At 70.2% G+C, this 17402-nt stretch carries 17 protein-coding genes and 1 pseudogene; 10 read left to right on the top strand and 8 right to left on the bottom strand.

Annotation, left to right across the window (positions count from 1 at the left end):
- The first annotated feature begins 7 nt into the window (after positions 1–7).
- The 3 genes from ACFHW1_RS24515 to ACFHW1_RS24505 are packed head-to-tail and all read left to right on the top strand — an operon-like array spanning position 8 to position 1377.
- A complete protein-coding gene (locus ACFHW1_RS24515) occupies positions 8–418 on the top strand; it encodes a roadblock/LC7 domain-containing protein (protein ID WP_416553767.1) in 411 nt (136 codons plus the stop codon).
- Positions 408–794 carry a DUF742 domain-containing protein gene (locus ACFHW1_RS24510; protein WP_416553497.1) on the top strand — a complete coding sequence of 129 codons (387 nt, stop codon included), beginning with the start codon at positions 408–410 and terminating at the stop codon, positions 792–794. The genes ACFHW1_RS24515 and ACFHW1_RS24510 overlap by 11 nt, the downstream gene beginning before the upstream one ends.
- A complete protein-coding gene (locus ACFHW1_RS24505; protein ID WP_416553499.1) occupies positions 775–1377 on the top strand; it encodes a GTP-binding protein in 603 nt (200 codons plus the stop codon). The genes ACFHW1_RS24510 and ACFHW1_RS24505 overlap by 20 nt, the downstream gene beginning before the upstream one ends.
- Here the strand turns inward: ACFHW1_RS24505 and ACFHW1_RS24500 are convergent.
- Genes ACFHW1_RS24500 through ACFHW1_RS24485 form a run of 4 tightly spaced genes read right to left on the bottom strand, consistent with a single transcriptional unit; the run spans position 1374 to position 4965 of the window.
- Positions 1374–2036 (bottom strand): LutC/YkgG family protein, encoded by a 663-nt coding sequence (locus ACFHW1_RS24500; protein WP_416553501.1) that lies wholly within the window; start codon positions 2034–2036, stop codon positions 1374–1376. The two genes, ACFHW1_RS24505 and ACFHW1_RS24500, sit on opposite strands and share 4 nt — an antisense overlap.
- Positions 2029–3561, bottom strand: coding sequence for a lactate utilization protein B (locus tag ACFHW1_RS24495; RefSeq protein WP_416553503.1), 1533 nt, complete (start codon positions 3559–3561; stop codon positions 2029–2031). The genes ACFHW1_RS24500 and ACFHW1_RS24495 overlap by 8 nt, the downstream gene beginning before the upstream one ends.
- Complete coding sequence (locus ACFHW1_RS24490) at positions 3558–4292, bottom strand: (Fe-S)-binding protein (RefSeq protein ID WP_416553505.1); 735 nt, start codon at positions 4290–4292, stop codon at positions 3558–3560. The genes ACFHW1_RS24495 and ACFHW1_RS24490 overlap by 4 nt, the downstream gene beginning before the upstream one ends.
- 4 nt (positions 4293–4296) lie before the next feature.
- Positions 4297–4965, bottom strand: a complete 669-nt coding sequence (locus ACFHW1_RS24485) for a GntR family transcriptional regulator (protein ID WP_416616167.1) — start codon at positions 4963–4965, stop codon at positions 4297–4299.
- A gap of 150 nt (positions 4966–5115) precedes the next feature.
- On the opposite strand from ACFHW1_RS24485, the gene ACFHW1_RS24480 reads away from it, so the two are divergent.
- From ACFHW1_RS24480 to ACFHW1_RS24470, 3 genes are all read left to right on the top strand, one after another.
- The gene (locus ACFHW1_RS24480; protein ID WP_416616165.1) at positions 5116–6204 is read left to right on the top strand and encodes a lactonase family protein; all 1089 of its coding nucleotides are present in this window, start codon (positions 5116–5118) and stop codon (positions 6202–6204) included.
- A 254-nt stretch (positions 6205–6458) separates the two neighbouring features.
- The gene (locus ACFHW1_RS24475) at positions 6459–8162 is read left to right on the top strand and encodes a VWA domain-containing protein (RefSeq protein WP_416553511.1); all 1704 of its coding nucleotides are present in this window, start codon (positions 6459–6461) and stop codon (positions 8160–8162) included.
- Positions 8163–8435: 273 nt separating this feature from the next.
- The gene (locus tag ACFHW1_RS24470) at positions 8436–9890 is read left to right on the top strand and encodes a sugar transferase (protein ID WP_416553769.1); all 1455 of its coding nucleotides are present in this window, start codon (positions 8436–8438) and stop codon (positions 9888–9890) included.
- A gap of 59 nt (positions 9891–9949) precedes the next feature.
- Here ACFHW1_RS24470 and ACFHW1_RS24465 read toward each other — a convergent pair whose 3' ends face one another.
- Positions 9950–11164, bottom strand: coding sequence for an ROK family protein (locus ACFHW1_RS24465; RefSeq protein ID WP_416553513.1), 1215 nt, complete (start codon positions 11162–11164; stop codon positions 9950–9952).
- Positions 11165–11238: 74 nt separating this feature from the next.
- Between ACFHW1_RS24465 and xylA the strand changes: the two genes are divergently transcribed.
- Positions 11239–12429 carry a xylose isomerase gene (gene xylA, locus ACFHW1_RS24460; protein ID WP_416616163.1) on the top strand — a complete coding sequence of 397 codons (1191 nt, stop codon included), beginning with the start codon at positions 11239–11241 and terminating at the stop codon, positions 12427–12429.
- Between the two features lie 52 nt (positions 12430–12481).
- Positions 12482–13900, top strand: a complete 1419-nt coding sequence (gene xylB, locus ACFHW1_RS24455; protein ID WP_416553517.1) for a xylulokinase — start codon at positions 12482–12484, stop codon at positions 13898–13900.
- Between the two features lie 93 nt (positions 13901–13993).
- On the opposite strand, the gene ACFHW1_RS24450 is transcribed toward xylB, so the two are convergent.
- A complete protein-coding gene (locus ACFHW1_RS24450; RefSeq protein WP_416553519.1) occupies positions 13994–14635 on the bottom strand; it encodes an ATP-binding cassette domain-containing protein in 642 nt (213 codons plus the stop codon).
- Between the two features lie 512 nt (positions 14636–15147).
- Between ACFHW1_RS24450 and ACFHW1_RS24445 the strand changes: the two genes are divergently transcribed.
- On the top strand, positions 15148–15435 hold the full coding sequence (locus tag ACFHW1_RS24445) for a transposase family protein (RefSeq protein ID WP_416568926.1): 288 nt from the start codon (positions 15148–15150) through the stop codon (positions 15433–15435).
- A gap of 45 nt (positions 15436–15480) precedes the next feature.
- Positions 15481–16353: an ISAs1 family transposase gene (locus ACFHW1_RS24440; protein WP_416616161.1), complete on the top strand. Its 873-nt coding sequence runs from the start codon at positions 15481–15483 to the stop codon at positions 16351–16353.
- Here the strand turns inward: ACFHW1_RS24440 and ACFHW1_RS24435 are convergent.
- Together ACFHW1_RS24435 and ACFHW1_RS24430 are read right to left on the bottom strand one after the other, a co-directional pair.
- Positions 16333–16653, bottom strand: a complete 321-nt coding sequence (locus ACFHW1_RS24435) for a lactococcin 972 family bacteriocin (RefSeq protein ID WP_416568930.1) — start codon at positions 16651–16653, stop codon at positions 16333–16335. The two genes, ACFHW1_RS24440 and ACFHW1_RS24435, sit on opposite strands and share 21 nt — an antisense overlap.
- Positions 16654–16986: 333 nt before the next feature.
- Positions 16987–17346 (bottom strand): annotated as a pseudogene (locus ACFHW1_RS24430) (FtsX-like permease family protein); the annotation flags it as partial.
- Positions 17347–17402: the final 56 nt, after the last annotated feature.

Genomic DNA, 17402 nt, shown 5'->3' with positions numbered 1-17402 from the left:
GCACACCATGCGGCATGCGATGAACCTCGACTGGCTGCTCGACGATCTCGTCGACCGGGTCCCGACCGCGCAGCAGGCCGTCGTGCTGTCCGCCGACGGCCTGCTGATGGGCGCGTCGCGGGGGCTGACCCGGGAGGGTGCCGAGCACATGGCGGCGATGGCCGCCGGCTTCCAGAGCCTCGCCAAGGGTGCCAGCCGGCACTTCGGGTCGGGTCCGGTACGGCAGACCGTGATCGAGATGGAGTCGGCGTACTTGTTCGTCACTGCGGCCGGGCACGGGGCCTGCCTGGCGGTGCTCAGCGCGGCCGACGCGGACATCGGTCTGATCGCGTACGAGATGGCGATGCTGGTCACCCGGGTCGGGCAGACTCTCAGCACGCCGAGCCGGCCACCTGCGGCGCAATCAGATGCGGGGTGACCCGGCCGGACCCCACGACTGGCTGGACTCCGACGCCGGCCCGGTGGTCCGTCCGTACGCGGTGACCGGTGGTCGGGTGCAGCCGACCGGTGCCACCTTCGACCTGCTGGCCTTCGTGGTGGCGAAGGCCCCGGAGGGCGCCGGCGTCGAAGTTCCGCTGCAGCCGGAACATCGGCGCATCGTCGGGCTGGCCCAGCAGCCGGTCTCGGTCGCCGACCTGGCGGCCGACCTCGATCTCGCGCTCGGTGTGGTCCGGGTCCTGCTCGGGGACCTGCTCGCCGCCGGACTGATCGCCCTCTACGAACCCCCGGCTTCGGCCGCTCACCCCCACGACGACATACTCAAGGCGGTGGTCAATGGACTCCGTGCGCTCTGACCGGCACAAGCCCTCCCGGCGGGTCCCACTCGCGCTGAAGATTCTCATCGCGGGCGGTTTCGGCGTCGGGAAGACCACCCTGGTCGGCGCGGTCAGTGAGATCCGTCCGCTGCAGACCGAGGAGGTGCTGACCAGCGCCAGCCTGGGCACCGACGATACGTCCTGGGTGGAGGGCAAGAACACCACGACCGTCGCGATGGACTTCGGCCGGATCACCATCAACGAAGATCTGCAGGTCTATCTGTTCGGTACGCCGGGCCAGGACCGGTTCTGGTTCCTCTGGGACGAGTTGGCGTTCGGCGCGCTCGGTGCGGTGGTGCTGGCCGACACCCGTCGGCTCGCCGACTGTTTCCCGTCGGTCGACTACTTCGAGCAACGGGGCACGCCGTTCGTGGTCGGGGTCAACTGCTTCGAGGGGGCGCAGCAGTTCAGTCAGGACTCGGTGCGCCGTGCGCTCGACCTCGACCCGGCGGTGCCGATCGTGCTGTGCGACGCCCGCAACCGTGGCTCGGGCAAGACGGTGCTGATCGCGTTGGTCGAGCATGTCGCCTATCTGCGCGGTCAGCCGGTGCCGGCGGGCTAACCTGCGGCCGGGTGCCGGCCGGTGTCGACCAGCACGACGTCCAGCCGGCGCGGCCCGTGTACCCCTTCGATTCGGTTCAGTTCGATGTCACTGGTGGCGGACGGCCCGGAGATCAGCGTGATCGGTCGGGTCGGGTCGGCCAGCCGGGCCAGTGCCGCCGGCACCCCGGCTACCACCTGGTTGGTTCGGACCACGCAGACGTGGAGGTCGGGCACCAGGGTGAGCCGGCGCGGGCCCTGCGCCGGCCCGGTGTCCAGCAGCACCGTCCCGGTCCGGCCGATCGCCACCGCGCACCCGGTCAGTGCGGTCAGGCCCGGCCGGTCCAGGTCGGTGACGGTCAGCGGCCGGGCCGGGTGGTCGCGCAGTACCTCCCCGGAGAAGTCGCGTAGCCAGTCGCCCGGCAGGTCCTGCGGCACCGCGACCCGGCGCACCCCGGTGAGCACCTCGGCGATCCGGTCGGCCAACTGGTCCGGAAAGCACCGGTGCACCGTCGCCCGGTAGTCGATCAGCCGGTCCATCAGGAGAGCGGCAGGGTCGGCATCGGCAGGGTCGGCGTCGGCTGTTCGGTAGTCGCGTGGCACCCGTACCGCAACCGCCGCCGGCCGGTGGTCCCGCGCCGCCCGCAACCGGGCCAGAATCTCGGTACGGGCGTCAGTCACCGCGCGGCCTCCCGTCCTCGTGCGGTCCGGTCCTGTCGTCCTGCGGTCCGGTCCTGTCGTCGGAGCGGGCCAGCCACCAGTCACGGAAACTCTGCCGGGGTGGCACCGGTGCGTCCCGGCTGGCCGTCCAACCGGCCAACGGCCACGGCAGTCGGCGGACCGTGCCGCGCCGTCCGGCGGCCAGCCGCACCGGGGCGGCGACCCGCCGGGCGGCGCGTAGCGCGGCGGCGTACCGTCGGCGGTCGCGCATCACCCAGGACATCGCGCCCATCGCGGTGCGCTCGGCGGACGGGCGCCGGCGGGCCTCGTCGACCCCACGCTGGCGCAGGTGCACCAGCACCTGCGGGATGTCGATGCGTACCGGGCAGGCGTCGAAGCAGGCACCGCAGAGGGTCGAGGCGTACGGCAGGGTCCGGTTGGCTCCGGCCCGGGGGCCGGTGAGCTGCGGGGAGAGGATCGCCCCGATCGGCCCCGGATACACCGAGCCGTACGCGTGGCCACCGACCCGCTCGTAGACCGGGCAGACGTTCAGACAGGCGGAGCAGCGGATGCAGCGCAGCGCCTGGCGGCCGACCGGGTCGGCGAGGGTGTCGGCCCGGCCGTTGTCGAGCAGCACGATGTGCAACTCCTGCGGCCCATCGCCGGGGGTCACCCCGGTCCACATCGAGGTGTACGGGTTCATCCGTTCGCCGGTCGACGAACGCGGCAGCAACTGCAGGAAGATCTCCAGGTCCCGGAAGGTCGGGACGATCTTCTCCACCCCGACCACCGAGATCATCGTCTGCGGCAGAGTCAGGCACATCCGTCCGTTGCCCTCGGACTCGACCACCACCAGGGTGCCGGTGCGTGCCACGGCGAAGTTCGCCCCGGAGATCGCCACTCGCGCGGTAAGGAACCGTTCCCGCAGGTGGCGGCGGGCCGCCTCGGCCAGCGCCGGCGGGTCGTCGGTGAGGGTGGTCAGGTCGACACCGGGCATCCGGCGGGCGAAGATCTCCCGGATCTGCGTCCGGTTGTAGTGGATCGCCGGGACCAGGATGTGCGACGGCGTGTCGCCGGCCAGCTGGACGATGAGCTCGGCGAGGTCGGTCTCGATCGCTTCGATGCCGGCCGCCGCGAGGGTCTCGTTGAGCCCGATCTCCTGGGTGACCATTGATTTGATCTTGACGACCTGGTCGGCGCCGGTTCGCCGGACCAGGTCGGTCACCACCCGGCCCGCTTCGGCCCCGTCCCGCGCCCAGTGCACCTGGGCCCCGGCGGCGGTGGCCGCCGCCTCGAACTCGGCGAGCAGCTCGGGCAGGCGGGCCAGCACGTCGTCCTTGACCGCCGCCCCGGCGACCCGCAGCGCCTCCCAGTCCGGCAGCTCGGCGACCATCCGTTCCCGCTTGTCGCGGATGGTGCGGGTGGCCCGGTGCAGGTTGGCCCGCAGCTGGGCGTTGCCCAGCTCGCGGGCCGCCGCGGTGGGAAACGGCAGCCGGGCGGTCACGTTGCCGGTGCCGCTGTCGTTGCTGGTGCTGGTGCTGGTCAATTCGGCTCCTCCGCCGTGCCGGCCAGGATCTGCGCGTAGTGCACCGCTCGCACCGGGCTGCGGAACCGGGTCAGCCCGCCGCCGATCTGGGCCAGGCACGAGTTGTCGGCCGCCGCCAGGTAGCGGGCGCCGGTGCCGCGTACCGCCCGGCACTTGTCGGCCAGCATGGCGCTGGAGACGGCGGCGTTGCGCATCGCGAAGGTGCCGCCGAAACCGCAGCACTCCTCGGCGTCCGGCAGGTCGCGCAGGTCGATCCCGCGGACCGCACGCAGCAGCCGCAGCGGCCGGTCGCCCAGCCGCAGCATTCGCAGCCCATGGCAGGTCGGGTGGTAGGTGACCGAGTGCGGGAAGGCGGCTCCGACATCGGTGACGCCGAGCACGTTGACCAGCAGTTCGGACAATTCGTACACCCGGGGTCGCAGTTCGTCGACCGCGGCGGCGAGCGCCGGGTCGTCGGCGGCCAGTCGCGGGTACGCGTCGCGGACCATCGCCACGCACGAACCGGACGGCGCGACCACCACCGCGTGGTCACGGAACGTCTCGACGAACCGGCGGACCAGGGGTATCGCCTCGGCCCGGTACCCACTGTTGCCGTGCAGTTGCCCGCAGCAGCTCTGGTCGAGCGGAAAGTCGACGGTGTGCCCGAGCCGCTCCAGCAACTGCACGACGGCCCGCCCGGTGCCCGGGTAGAGCACGTCGTTGACGCAGGTGACGAAGAGTGCGACGCGCATCGGGTCAGCCCTGCCGGAAGTAGGGGAGGTGGCGTTGCCGGGCGGCGAGCAGATGCTCGCACACCGCTGTCTCGGCCCGGTCCGGATCGCCGGACGCCACCGCGTCGACGATCCGGTGGTGTTCGGCCCCGCTGGTGCGGTAGTGGGTCGGCGGGAAGTGCAGCCGGAACAGGTGCAGGTGCGGCCGGAGGCGGACGACCGCGTCGTGCAGCATCCGGTTGCCGGACTGCTCGGCGAGCAGGTTGTGGAACCGGGCGTCCTGGGCGGTGAAGGCGGCGATGCTCGCGTAGCCCTGCGCGCCGGGTACCGGACCGGGCAGGTCGGCGGCCTCGCGGAGCAGGTCGATGGCGGCCGGCTCGGCCCTCGCCGACCGAGCGGCGACCCGCCGGGCGGCGGCGGTCTCCAGGATCAGCCGCATCTCGACGAGTTCGTCGAACTCGTCGCGGGTAAGCAGTGGCGTGGCGGTGTATCCGACCAGCGGGCGCTTGCGGACCAGCCCGTCGGCTTCCAGCCGGGCGAGCGCCTCGCGTACCGGGGTGGGGGAAACCCGCAGGTCGCGGGCCAGGGCGTCGATGTTGATCCGGGCGCCCGGGGCGACCACGTGGTCCATCACCTGGGCGCGGACGGTCTCGTACACGTCGTCGGTGAGGGTGAGACGACGCGCTGGCCGCACGGGGCCCTCCTCGGTGCTCGACCCGCAGGCACCGGCCGTGGATCGGCCGGCCCGGCAGCGGGTAGATCAAAGATCCTATAGGATCGCTCGAATTGAATCGAGTGTCCGACGTCGGTGGGCCCGGGTTGCGGTCAGGCCCGGCCGACGCGGATGGCGGAAGGGAGTCCGGTGCGCGCAGCGGAGCCGAATCCGGCGGCAGAGACGATCTACCTCGGCTGCTACACAGCCGAGGGCGGTGGGAACGGGACCGGGGTGATGGTCGCCCGACGGGATCCGGCGACCGGCCAGCTCAGCGAGCCTACGCTGGGCGCCGAGTGCGCCTCGCCGTCGTTCCTCGCCCGGCACCCGCGCCGTCCGGTGCTGTACGCGGTCAACGAGGTCGGCGAGGGCACCGTAAGCGCCTGGTTGGTCAGCGGAGACCGGCTTCGTCCGCTGGGTAGCCAGCCCACGGGTGGGTCGAGCCCGTGCCACCTGGCGTTCGTCGCGACGGGTGGGCATCTGATCAGCGCGAACTATGTCAGCGGCAGCGTCGCGGTGCATCCGATCGACGACGACGGGACGCTACTGCCGCGTACCGATCTGCTGACGCATTCGGGCGCTGGGCCGCGACCCGACCGGCAGGAGGGCCCGCACGCCCACATGGTCTCCCCGGACCCGGATGACGCCGGACTGTACGTCGTCGACCTGGGCACCGACGCCGTGCATCGCTATCTACTCGACCCGGCGACCGGCACGCTGACCGAGCCGGACCCGGCGATGGCGGCGACGCAGGGCAGCGGTCCTCGGCATCTCGCCCGACACCCCGACGGCCGGTGGGCGTACCTGGTGGGGGAGCTGGATGCCAGCGTGACGGCGTACGAGATCGACGGGGGCGGTGGGCTGACCGAGCGGGCCCGGGTGCCGGCGAGTGAGTCGTCCGCCGGTGCGGCCGGAGGGGCGCAGCCCGCCGAGATCGCGGTCGGGCGGGGCGGCCGGTTCCTGTACGTCGCCAACCGCGGCCCGGACACCATCACGGTCTTCTCACTGACCGTTCCCGACCAGCCGAGGTACGTCGCCGAGGTGCCTTCCGGCGGCCACTGGCCGCGCCACTTCGCGATCGTCGGCGATCATCTGTACGTCGCCAACGAGCGGTCGGGCTCGGTGGGCGTGTACCTGATCGATTCTTCAGACGGCGTGCCGACCCCGGTCGGTGATCCGGTCCCGGCGCCGACGCCGACCTGCGTACTGCCTGGTTTCTGAGCCTCTGCGGCGGATATCCGTCCGCTGACGGCGTGAGCTGTTTGTCGAGGCAGGCACGGCCCTGTCGGTATTCTCGAAACGTACGGAAGTGGCGCGGCTACCCGAAGTCACCAATCTCCATAAAGTGTTTCTCCTCCGTAACTTTCATCCGAACGTACCTGGCACGATGGCCTGCTCATCCGGAGTATGGGACCGTGCCAGGCCGTCACCGGATGCGACGTGGGGTTCGCGGAGCAAGCGCCATCGCAGCAGCGATGGCGCTAATCGTCGTCACCGCCGGGGTCTGGTTTGGCTACCAACGCCTCACCGGCCCGTCCTGCTCCGGGACGCTGCCCCTGGTCGTCTCCGCCGCACCGGAGATCGCGCCCGCCGTGCAGTCGGCAGCGGACCGGTGGCGGGCCGACGGCGGTGCGGTCGGTGACGCCTGCGTCGCGGTCGAGGTCGCCGCGTCCGACCCGGTTGACGTTGCCGCTGTGGTGGCCGGGCAGCACGGTGTAGCGCTGGCCGGGGTAGGTCAGGCCAGCGGTACGGCGATCGCGCCGGACGTGTGGGTGCCGGATTCGTCCACCTGGCTGCTCCGGCTGAGTTCGCTGGCCCCCGGGTTCACCCCGGCCAACAACGAGTCGGTGGCCAGCAGCCCGGTGGTGGTCGCGATGCCCGAACCGGTGGCGACCAACCTGGGCTGGCCCGACCAGCAGCTGACCTGGACCGACCTGCTGCAGCAGATCACCACCGGCACCGAGCTGCGGACCGGCATCGTCGAACCGACCCGCGACGCGGCAGGGCTGTCCGGCTTGCTCGCCCTCGGTGAAGCGGCCGGCGAGGTCGGAGCGAACGCCCAGCAGGCGACGACGGCGGCGTTGCGCGCCCTGGCTACCGGCCGGTCCGCGCTGCGGGAGGACCTGATCGCCCGATTTCCCCGCTCGGCCGATCCCGCGTCAGTCGCCTCCGCACTCGGCGCCGCCGCCCTGTCCGAGGAGGACGTGATCCAGTACAACGCCGCGCAGCCGCCGATCGCGCTCGCGGCGCTGTACCTGGAACCGGCACCCATGTCGCTCGACTACCCGTACGCGGTGCTGCCCGGCGCCGACCCGGCCAAGGCTGCGGCAGCGGACGCCTTCTACTCCGTGCTGACCGGGGCGGGGTTCCGTAACCAACTCGGTGATCAGGGGCTGCGGGCGGCGGACGGCACCTGGGGCGCCGGCTTCAGTGCGCCCCAGGGAGCGCCCAGCCCGGCAGGTACTGCACCGGCGACCGCCATCCCGGACTCCGGCGGTACGGCGGCCGGTGGCCTGGACCCGGTAGTGATCGACCGGGCTCTCGCCACCTGGACATCGGTCACCCTGCCTGCCCAGATGCTCGCGGTGATCGACGTCTCGGGTTCGATGCTGGAGCCGGTGCCCACTGCGGACAACGTTACCCGCGCCGATCTCACTCGGGAGGCGGCCCGCCGAGGGCTCGGCCTGTTCGACGATTCGTGGGCTCTCGGACTGTGGATCTTCTCCACCGAACTGGACGGCGAGCAGGACTGGCGAGAACTCGTACCGATCAGTCCGTTGAGTAGCCGTCGGGTGGAGCTGGAGGCGTCGCTGTCGGAGGTCGTGCCGAAGCAGAACGGAAATACCGGTTTGTACGACACGACGCTCGCCGCTTATCTGGCAATGCAGGACGAATGGGCAGCTGGGCGTGTCAACTCGGTGGTCATCTTCACTGATGGTAGGAACGAGGACGACAACGGGTTGACCCAGGATGAGCTGTTGGCCGAGTTGGCCGAGGCGGCTGATCCACAGCGGCCCATCCAGGTGATCTACGTTGGCATCGGCGACGGGGTGAGTCAGGAGGAACTGGAGTCGATCACCAATACCACCGGTGGCGGGGTGTTCGTAACCGAGGACCCGGCCAACATCGGTGACATTCTGCTCAAGGCGATCGCTCTCCGCCCGACAACCGTGCGCTGAGTCGGTGATGTGGGGGTTCGAGAGGTTTTTGTCGAGCCGCCGAGTGACTGAGGGTTGTGAGATGGCTCCATATTGTACCTCTATTGTGGAAGCCCTCTGGTCAACTGACGGTAATCTGTCGCAAGCTTCGGCCACACCGGAAGGTGGGCCAAGATATCGGGGTGCCGTGGCACCACCGGTACCAACGACGGGCCAGCGAGGTGCCCGGGGTCTGCGTCGACTCGAGCAAGCTGGGGAGGGCTAGTGACGTCGGCGACTTTGGTCAACGCTACGGTGGTGCAACCGGACTCCACACCGGGAGCGCCCACCGCAGTGCTGCACGCGCGACAGCGTGCCTACATTCGGGCGATCGCCGCCCTTGACATCGGCGTGCTCTGCGCCGCCGTGCTGGCCGGCTACCTGGTGCGTTTCGGTGCCGAGGAAGCCACCGGAGCGGATCTACCGTACGTCCTGACGACCCCCTGCCTGATGATCGCGTGGCTGGCCTCGCTGAAGTTGCTGCGCTGCTACGACGACCGGGTGCTCGGCTACGGCGCCGACGAGTACCGGCGGGTGATCACTGCCAGCCTGCGGCTGGCCGGCACCGTGGCGATCATCGGCTACGTCGCCAACGTCGGGATCAGCCGAGGCTTCCTGGCGGTGGCCTTCGCGGTTGGCACCGTCGGTCTGGTCGCCGGCCGGTTCGGCGCCCGCAAGTACCTGCACCGCCAGCGGGCCACCGGGACGGGGTGGTTCCGCAAGGTGCTGGTGGTCGGGGACACCCCGCACGTGCTGGAGCTGGTGCACACGCTGCGGCGGGAGCCGTACGCGGGCTACCGGGTGGTCGGTGCCTGCATCCCGGACGCGCTGCTGGCCCCGGTGCCGCAACGGCTCGGTGACGTGCCGGTCGCCGGTTCGTTCCGCAACATCCCGGACGCCGCCGCCACCACCGGTGCCGACACCGTCGCGGTCACCGCGTCCGGGGAGCTGACCGCCACCCGGCTGCGCCGGCTCGGCTGGCAGCTGGAGGGCACCGGCATCGACCTGGTGCTGGCCCCGGCGCTGACCGACGTGGCCGGGCCGCGGATCCACACCCGGCCGGTCGCCGGGCTGCCGCTGATCCACGTCGAGGCGCCCGAGTTCCGGGGCACCCGCAAGCTGGTCAAGGGCTTCGTCGACCGGTCGGTGTCGCTGCTGGCGGTGACCCTGCTGCTGCCGGTGCTGACCCTGCTCGCCCTGGCGATCAAGCTCGACAGCCGAGGACCGGTCATCTTCAAGCAGGTCCGGGTCGGCCAGGGCGGGCGGGAGTTCCACGTCTACAAGTTCCGCACGATGGTGGTCGACGCCGACAAACTGCTCGCCGAGCTGGCGGCCAAGAACGAGACCGACGGGCTGATGTTCAAGATGCGCGACGACCCGCGCATCACCCGGGTCGGCAGGTTCCTGCGCAAGTACTCCTTCGACGAGCTGCCGCAGCTGGCCAACGTGCTGTTCGGCCACATGAGCCTGGTCGGCCCGCGTCCGCCGCTGCCGTCGGAGGTTGCCCGCTACGACGGCGACGTCGCCCGCCGGCTGCTGGTCAAGCCCGGAATGACCGGCCTGTGGCAGGTCAGCGGCCGGTCCGACCTGTCCTGGGAGGACGGCATCCGGCTCGACCTCTACTACGTGGAGAACTGGTCACTGGCCAGCGACCTGACCATTCTGTGGAAGACCTTCGGCGCGGTCGTCAACGGCCGCGGCGCGTACTGACCTGGGCCGCGCGGTACCTACTCACCTCGGCTACGGGCGGGCTCTGGTGGCCGTTGGCGTCAGCCGGCGGCCAGCCAGGGGGCCGGGTGGTCGCGTACCGCCCGGACCACCGCGCCGGCCGCGCCGGTCGCCGCCGCCTCGGCACCCAGCAGCGAAGCCCGGACGGTCACCGGCGACCAGCCGACGGTCAGCACCCGTCGACCGATCTCCGCCTCGACGACCGGCGACAGCCACGGTGCCAGCGGCGCGTAGATGCCACCGAGCACGATGGTCTGCACATCCAGCAGGTTGACCACCCCGGCGAGCACCACACCGAGCGCGCCGGCCGCCGCCGTCAACGCCCGGCGGACCTGCGGTTCGGAGCGTGCCGCCCGATCGGCGACCTGCCGCAGCGCCTCGGAGGCGGTCAGCCCCTGCCCGGCCAGGCCGGCCGAGCGTAGGATCGCCTCCTGACCGGCGTACTGCTCAAGACAGCCGCGTGCCCCGCACCGGCAGCTCGGCCCGTCCGGCCGGACCGCGAGGTGGCCGAGCTCGCCGCTCCACCCCCGGGTGCCCCGGAACAGGCGACCGTCCAGCACGATCCCGGCCCCGATGCCGATCTCACCGGAGACGTAGACGAAGTCGGCCGGCTCGCCGTGGCGGGCGTGCAGTTCGCCCAGGGCGGCGAGGTTCGCCTCGTTGTCCACGGTCAGCGGTACGCCGGCGAGAGGGCCGCCGGTGGCGGAAAGCACGGCCGAGACGTCCACGTCGTGCCAGCCGAGGTTCGGCGCGAGCCGGACCAGCCCGTCCCCGGTCACCAGCCCGGGTACGGCCAGCGCGGCGCCGGCGAGCGGGAGATCGCGCGCCTGCGGCGCGGTGAGCACCTCGCCGGCCAGCGCGGCGAGCCGGGCCAGCACCAGCTCCGGCGGGTGCGGCCGTTGATCCGCCGGTAGCACCGCCCGATGGCGTACCGTTCCGGACAGATCCACCAGGCAGGCGGCCAGGTAGTCGACGTTGATCTCCAGGCCGAGACCGGCCGGGCCGTCGGCGGCGAGCGCCAGCCCGGTCGCCGGCCGGCCGGCACCGGTCCGGGGCACCGGCGCGACCTCGGTGAGCAGGTTGCCACCGATCAGCTCGTCGACGAGCGCCGAGACGGTAGCCCGGGTCAGTCCGGTCGTCGCGGCGATCTCGGCGCGGGACGGTGGGCGACCGGCGGCGGCGACCTGGCGGACCACCAGGCCGAGATGGTGCTCGCGCAGACCAGCCTGGCGGAGCGGGGATTCTGGCGTGCGCATGGCCTTGACAATGCCACACGCCGGGAAAATAATTCAATCACTAAACAAATCTGTCGTGTTTCGCGGAGGTCACCATGACAGTCCAGCCCACGCCGGCCGACAAATTCTCCTTCGGGCTCTGGACCGTTGGATGGCAGGCCCGCGACCAGTTCGGCGACGCCAGCCGAGGCCCGCTCGACGCCGTCGAGGCGGTGCACCAGCTCGCCAACCTCGGCGCGTACGGCATCACCTTCCACGACGACGACCTGATCCCGTTCGGCGCCGACCCGGCCAGCCGCGACCAGCACATCGCCCGGTTCCGCAAGGCGCTCGACGAGACCGGACTGGTCGTGCCGATGGTCACCACCAACCTCTTCGGCCACCCGATCTTCAAGGACGGCGGCTTCACCAGCAACGACCGCTCAATCCGGCGGTTCGCGCTGCGCAAGGTGCTGCGCAACATCGACCTCGCCGCCGAGCTCGGCGCGAAGACCTTCGTCATGTGGGGCGGCCGGGAAGGCTCCGAGTACGACCACGCCAAGGACATCCGGGCCGCGCTCGACCGCTACCGGGAGGCCGTCGACCTGCTCGGCCAGTACGTCCTCGACCGCGGCTACGACCTGCGCTTCGCCATCGAGCCCAAGCCCAACGAGCCGCGCGGCGACATCTTGCTGCCCACCGTCGGCCACGCGCTCGCGTTCATCTCCAGCCTCGCCCACCCGGAGCTGGTCGGCCTCAACCCCGAGGTCGGCCACGAGCAGATGGCCGGGCTCAACTTCGCCCACGGCATCGCCCAGGCCCTGTGGCACGGCAAACTGTTCCACATCGACCTCAACGGCCAGCGCGGGGTCAAGTTCGACCAGGACCTGGTCTTCGGCCACGGCGACCTGCTCAACGCGTTCTCCCTGGTCGACCTGCTGGAGAACGGTGGCCCCGACGGCGGCCCGGCCTACGACGGCCCCCGGCACTTCGACTACAAGCCGTCGCGCACCGAGGACTACACCGGCGTCTGGGCGTCCGCTGCCGCCAACATGCGCACGTACCTGCTGCTCAAGGAGCGGGCCGCCGCGTTCCGGGCCGACCCCGAGGTGCAGGAGGCGCTCGCCGCCAGCAAGGTCCCGGACCTGGCCGTGCCCACCCTCAACCCGGGCGAGACCTACACCGACCTGCTCGCCGACCGGTCCAGCTTCGAGGACTTCGACCCGGAGGCCGTCGCCGAGCAGGGCTTCCACTTCGTCCGCCTCAACCAGCTCGCGGTCGAGCACCTGCTCGGCGCCCGTTCCTGACCATCCGCTGACCCCCGCCCACCCCGCCCGACCCCCTCCTGGAGGACCAGCCGTGACCCTCGTCGCCGGCGTCGACTCGTCGACCCAGTCGTGCAAGGTGGTGATCCGCGACGCGGACACCGGCAAGCTGGTCCGTGAGGGCCGGGCGGCGCATCCGGACGGCACCGAGGTGCATCCGGACGCCTGGTGGGCGGCGCTGCAACAGGCCATCGACGCGGCCGGCGGGCTGGACGACGTGTCCGCCGCCGCCGTCGCCGGCCAGCAGCACGGCATGGTCTGCCTGGACGAGACCGGCGAAGTGGTTCGCCCCGCCCTGCTGTGGAACGACACCCGCTCGGCCGGTGCCGCCGCCGAACTGATCGACGAGTTCGGCGGCGGCACCGCCGGCCGGCAGGCCTGGGCCGACGCCGTCGGCCTGGTGCCGGTGGCCAGCTTCACCATCACCAAACTACGCTGGCTGGCCCGCACCGATCCGGCGTCGGCCGACCGTACGGCTGCGGTCTGCCTGCCGCACGACTGGCTGACCTGGCGGTTGGCCGGCACCGGCGACCTGGCCGCGCTGCGGACCGACCGCAGCGACGCCAGCGGCACCGGCTACTGGTCGGCAGCGACCGGCCAGTACCGCCCCGACCTGCTGGAGCATGCCTTCGGCCGGACGCCGCTGGTGCCGACGGTGCTCGGCCCCACCGACCCGGCCGGCGCGTTGCGCTCCGGCGCACCGCTCGGCCCCGGCGCCGGGGACAACGCCGCCGCCGCGCTCGGCGTCGGCGCCCGCCCCGGCGACGTGATCGTCTCCATCGGCACCTCCGGCACCGTGTTCAGCGTCGCCGACACCCCGGCCGCCGACCCCAGCGGCACCGTCGCCGGTTTCGCCGACACCACCGGCCGCTTCCTGCCGCTGGTCGCCACCCTCAACGCCGCCCGGGTGCTCGACGCCGCCGCGAAGCTGCTCGGCGTCGACCACGAACGGCTCGCCGAGCTGGCGCTGAGCGCACCGGCCGGCGCCGACGGGCTGGTGCTGGTGCCGTACCTGGAAGGGGAACGCACCCCGGACCGGCCGACGGCCAGCGGCTCGCTGCACGGGCTGACCCTGGCCAGCAGCACCCCCGCGCACCTGGCGCGGGCCGCCGTCGAGGGCATGCTCTGCGCGCTCGCCGACGGCCTGGATGCCCTGGTCGCGCAGGGCGCGGCCGTCAACCGGGTCATTCTGGTCGGCGGCGGGGCGCGCTCTGCGGCGGTACGCCGGATCGCGCCCGAGGTGTTCGGCTGCCCGGTGCTGGTGCCCCCGCCGGGGGAGTACGTCGCCGACGGTGCCGCCCGGCAGGCCGCCTGGCTGGCGCTGGGCACCCCGGATGCGCCGGACTGGACCCCGGCCGACACCGAGGAGTACGCCGCCGACGCGGTGCCCGCCATCCGCGCCCGGTACGCCGACGCCCGCGACCACGTCCTGAACCGGGTCACCGCCGGCTGAATCGGTATTACCGTATGAGGGGATTCTGAAACTGCCGTGCAATCGACGTCGGGGCCCTGGGGGTTGCTGGTTCTCTGCGGTGGTGGACGATTTTCAACTGGCAATCGTGATTACATGCGAACAGCTGCGGGCGACGATGTCATCGTGGGTCGCGAGGACGACTGTCTTGCCTGCCTTGTTGATTCGGCGCAGCAGGCCCAGCACGAAATCTCGGTTGTCGGCGTCGAGGGATCCGGTCGGTTCGTCGGCCAAAACGATGTCACACGGCTTGAGCAGAAGACGCGCCACCGCGACTCGCTGCTGTTCGCCCCCGGACAGCGAATAGATCTTGCGATGCTCTGATCCGGGCAAGTCGACCTGCATGAGCGCATCGGCGATGCGCTGCCGCTTGGAAATACCGCCGTCCGAATAAGTAAGAGCGAGGTCGAGATTGTGCCCGACGGATTCGTTGTCGATGAGCGCGAAGTTCTGGAACAGATAGCCAAGATGACGACGGCGCAGTCGGTTCGCGGCGCGGGTACTGGGTCTCGGGGCCTTGCCGCCGAGGATGCGGACCTCGCCAGAGTCCGGAACATCCAGCAGACCGAACATATTGAGGACCGTGGACTTTCCGGTTCCGCTTGGACCCGTGATCGCTATCATCTCGCCGGCCTTGATCTGTAGGTCGAAGCTGACCAAGATGTCTCGGCCGCCGTACTGCTTGGAAACGCCAAGAAGTTCGCACGAGAACGCCATCGCTAAAGCTTCTTCAACCGTTGTACCGTGTTGCGCCGCTCGGCAACGGTAGCGATCGCGAGCACGAACAAGGCCTCAACCGCCAAAGATGTCGCCATGATGACCAGCAACCTCCAGGCCGATTCCGGAGGGCTCGCGGCCACCCCCGAGCCGACGAGTTCATCCCTACCAGTGCAGTTATGCCAACGATGAGGCGCATATCGATGCCGGCGTCAGAACCCGAGTAACTCGGGCTCGACGCCGGCTCGTAGCAATGTAGCAATGTAGCAATCGGGCCGAGGCTCTTGCTATTGGACCGCTAGCGGATTCCGAACTACAATCACGGAGTGTTGTTCCAGTAGGTGTAGCAGGTGTAGGCCCAGCCGGCCGTCACTGAGGCCCACGGGCACGGCAAAGTCGGAGAGTGTGCGGCTGAGGACTCCGCGTTGAGGTCCGGAGTGGATTTGACGAAACGGGCACGGCTCCGGTGATCTCGAGGTTGTCTACGCCTTCGGATCACCTTGTGGAGTACCGTGCCCGCGCCTGCATCATTGCTGACCAGCGCTGTTCAAGGCCAGTCGGATGAGAGGACACGGCCTGTCCTGTTGGGCCGTGACGGGCAGGAAAGCCTGGTGGCGGCGTTGTCGCGGGTTCCCGATCCGCGAGACGCGCGGGGTGTCCGGCATCGGCTTCCGACGGTGGTCGGGTTGGCCCTCGCCGCGGTCCTGGCCGGAAGTGCGTCGGTGTACGCGGTCGGGCAGTGGATCGCCGGATGTTCGCAGAAGACGTTGAGGCGTTCGGTGCCCGGGTGGACCCGGTGACCGGCCGGTACGTCGGCCCGGACGAGAAGACGGTGCGGGGGTTGTGTGCCCGACTCGACGGTGACGCGTTGGACGCCGCCGTGGGCCGCTGGCCAGCGACACCGCCGCGCCAGCGCGCGGGACCGTCACCGGCCACGGTTGCCGCAGGTCGCGGTGGACGGCAAGACCAGCCGGGGCGCGCGGACCCGCGACCGGGCGGCGCCGCATCTGCTGGCCGCGCTCACCTGCGCCGGGGTGGTCCTCGCCCAGTGTCAGGTCCCGGGCAGGAGCAACGGGATCGCCGCGTTCACCGGGCTGTTGACGCCGTTGGACCTCGCTGATCACGTGGTGACCGCCGACGCGATGCAGACGCAGCGCAAGCATGCCCGCTGGCTGCGGGAGGTCAAGGAGGCGCATTTCGTGTTCCCGGTGCTCGACAACCAGCCGACCCTGTTCGACCGGCTCGACGCGCTGGACTGGGCCGGGGTGCCGGTCACCGGGCGCAGTGTGGATGACGACCGGGGCCGCCACGAGGTACGTACCGTCCAGGTCATGCCCGCCCCGCCGGATCTGAACTTTCCGCACGTCGCGCAGGTGTTCCTGATCGAGCGCGCCGTCACCGTGAAGGGCCGTACCAGCTACCAGGCGATGCTGTATGTCACCAGCCTCACCGCCGGACAGGACGACGCCGCTGATCTGCTGGCCTACGTCCGTCAGCACTGGGGAATCGAGGTCCTCCACTGGGTGAGGGATGTGACCTTCCGGGAGGACGCTTCCCGGATCCGTACCGGCAACGCGCCGCGCGTCATGGCGACCCTACGGAACGTGTCGGTCAGCCTCCTGGGAATCCACGACACCACCAACATCGCCGCCGCCCTGCGCTACAACGCCCGCAACAACAGCCGAATCCTCAAACTCCTACAGCTCCAACCAGCCTAAACACCAACCCGGCCGACTTTGCCGTGCCCGTGTCACTGAGGCCTCAGACCAGTAGCCGGCGCTGGCGTACCTCGTTTGCGTCTGGCTGGCCATGGCTGCGGTGGAGCTGTGGTAGTTCAGGTTGTGCTTGTAGTTGGAGTAGCACCTCTTTAGGGCGCCGTCAGCCGAGGTGCCGTGGCACCAGTCGCCGCCTCCGGCGCTTTCGCAGGCCTGGATGGAAATTCCACCGTTCGACTCGGCTCCGCCGCCAGAGGCGGCCTGAGCCCCGTCAGCAGTCCCCGCGATTACGAGGAAGGCCATCGAGACGCCGGCAGCCAACCGCGATGCTCGAACCTTGAGGGGTGTGCTAATTGTGGACATCGTCAACTTTCCTCCCGTGTTTGACGACCTCGGCCCGAATTACTAAACCCTGTTATACAGATTGTCAGATGTAAATGCACGAGTCAGGTGGTTTTGTTGGGATTGTAGGGTCGTGGTTGGTAATCATTTTTCGTTGACTGACTTTGTCCGCCTAGTCGCTGCAGCCGTCATGTGAGCAGTTGCTGTCCTACCGTCGTTCTGCAGGAGATAGCGACGGCCGTTTAGGATCGTGGATCATGGTGTGAGTCCGAGGATGGCGAACGGTCTGGCCGATCATTCGAATCGGGTGACTGTGAGTCCGGTCTTTTTGCGCGCCGTGCGGAAAGTGCCAACCGCGGCAGCCGCAGCGAGCAGGAGGCTGGCAGCCAACGCATGGTAGTAGGATGCCTCGGGCCAGGAGATCGTGCGGTTGCCTTCGGTGAGTCCGGCCAGGATCGACCATGCGACAAGGAATCCAAGGCCGATACAGAGGGCGAAGACCGTTGCCAGTGGCAGTGCGGCCTCGGCCAGGACGATGCGGCGCACTGTCGACACCGGCATACCCATGAGGCGAAGCAGGCCCAGCACGCGTTTGCGGTCGAGGATGGCGGCGATGGTGGAAACTGCTAGCGACACCGCAGAGATCAGGGAGGCTTATTCAGCAGGGCCCCGATAACCCACAGTGGACCCCCCGATAAATGAGACGGCCC

Origin of the sequence: Micromonospora sp. LOL_014 (assembly GCF_048060245.1) — a bacterium.
In the GTDB taxonomy this organism is placed as follows: domain Bacteria; phylum Actinomycetota; class Actinomycetes; order Mycobacteriales; family Micromonosporaceae; genus Micromonospora_E.
This window is presented reverse-complemented; position numbering and strand designations above follow the sequence as displayed.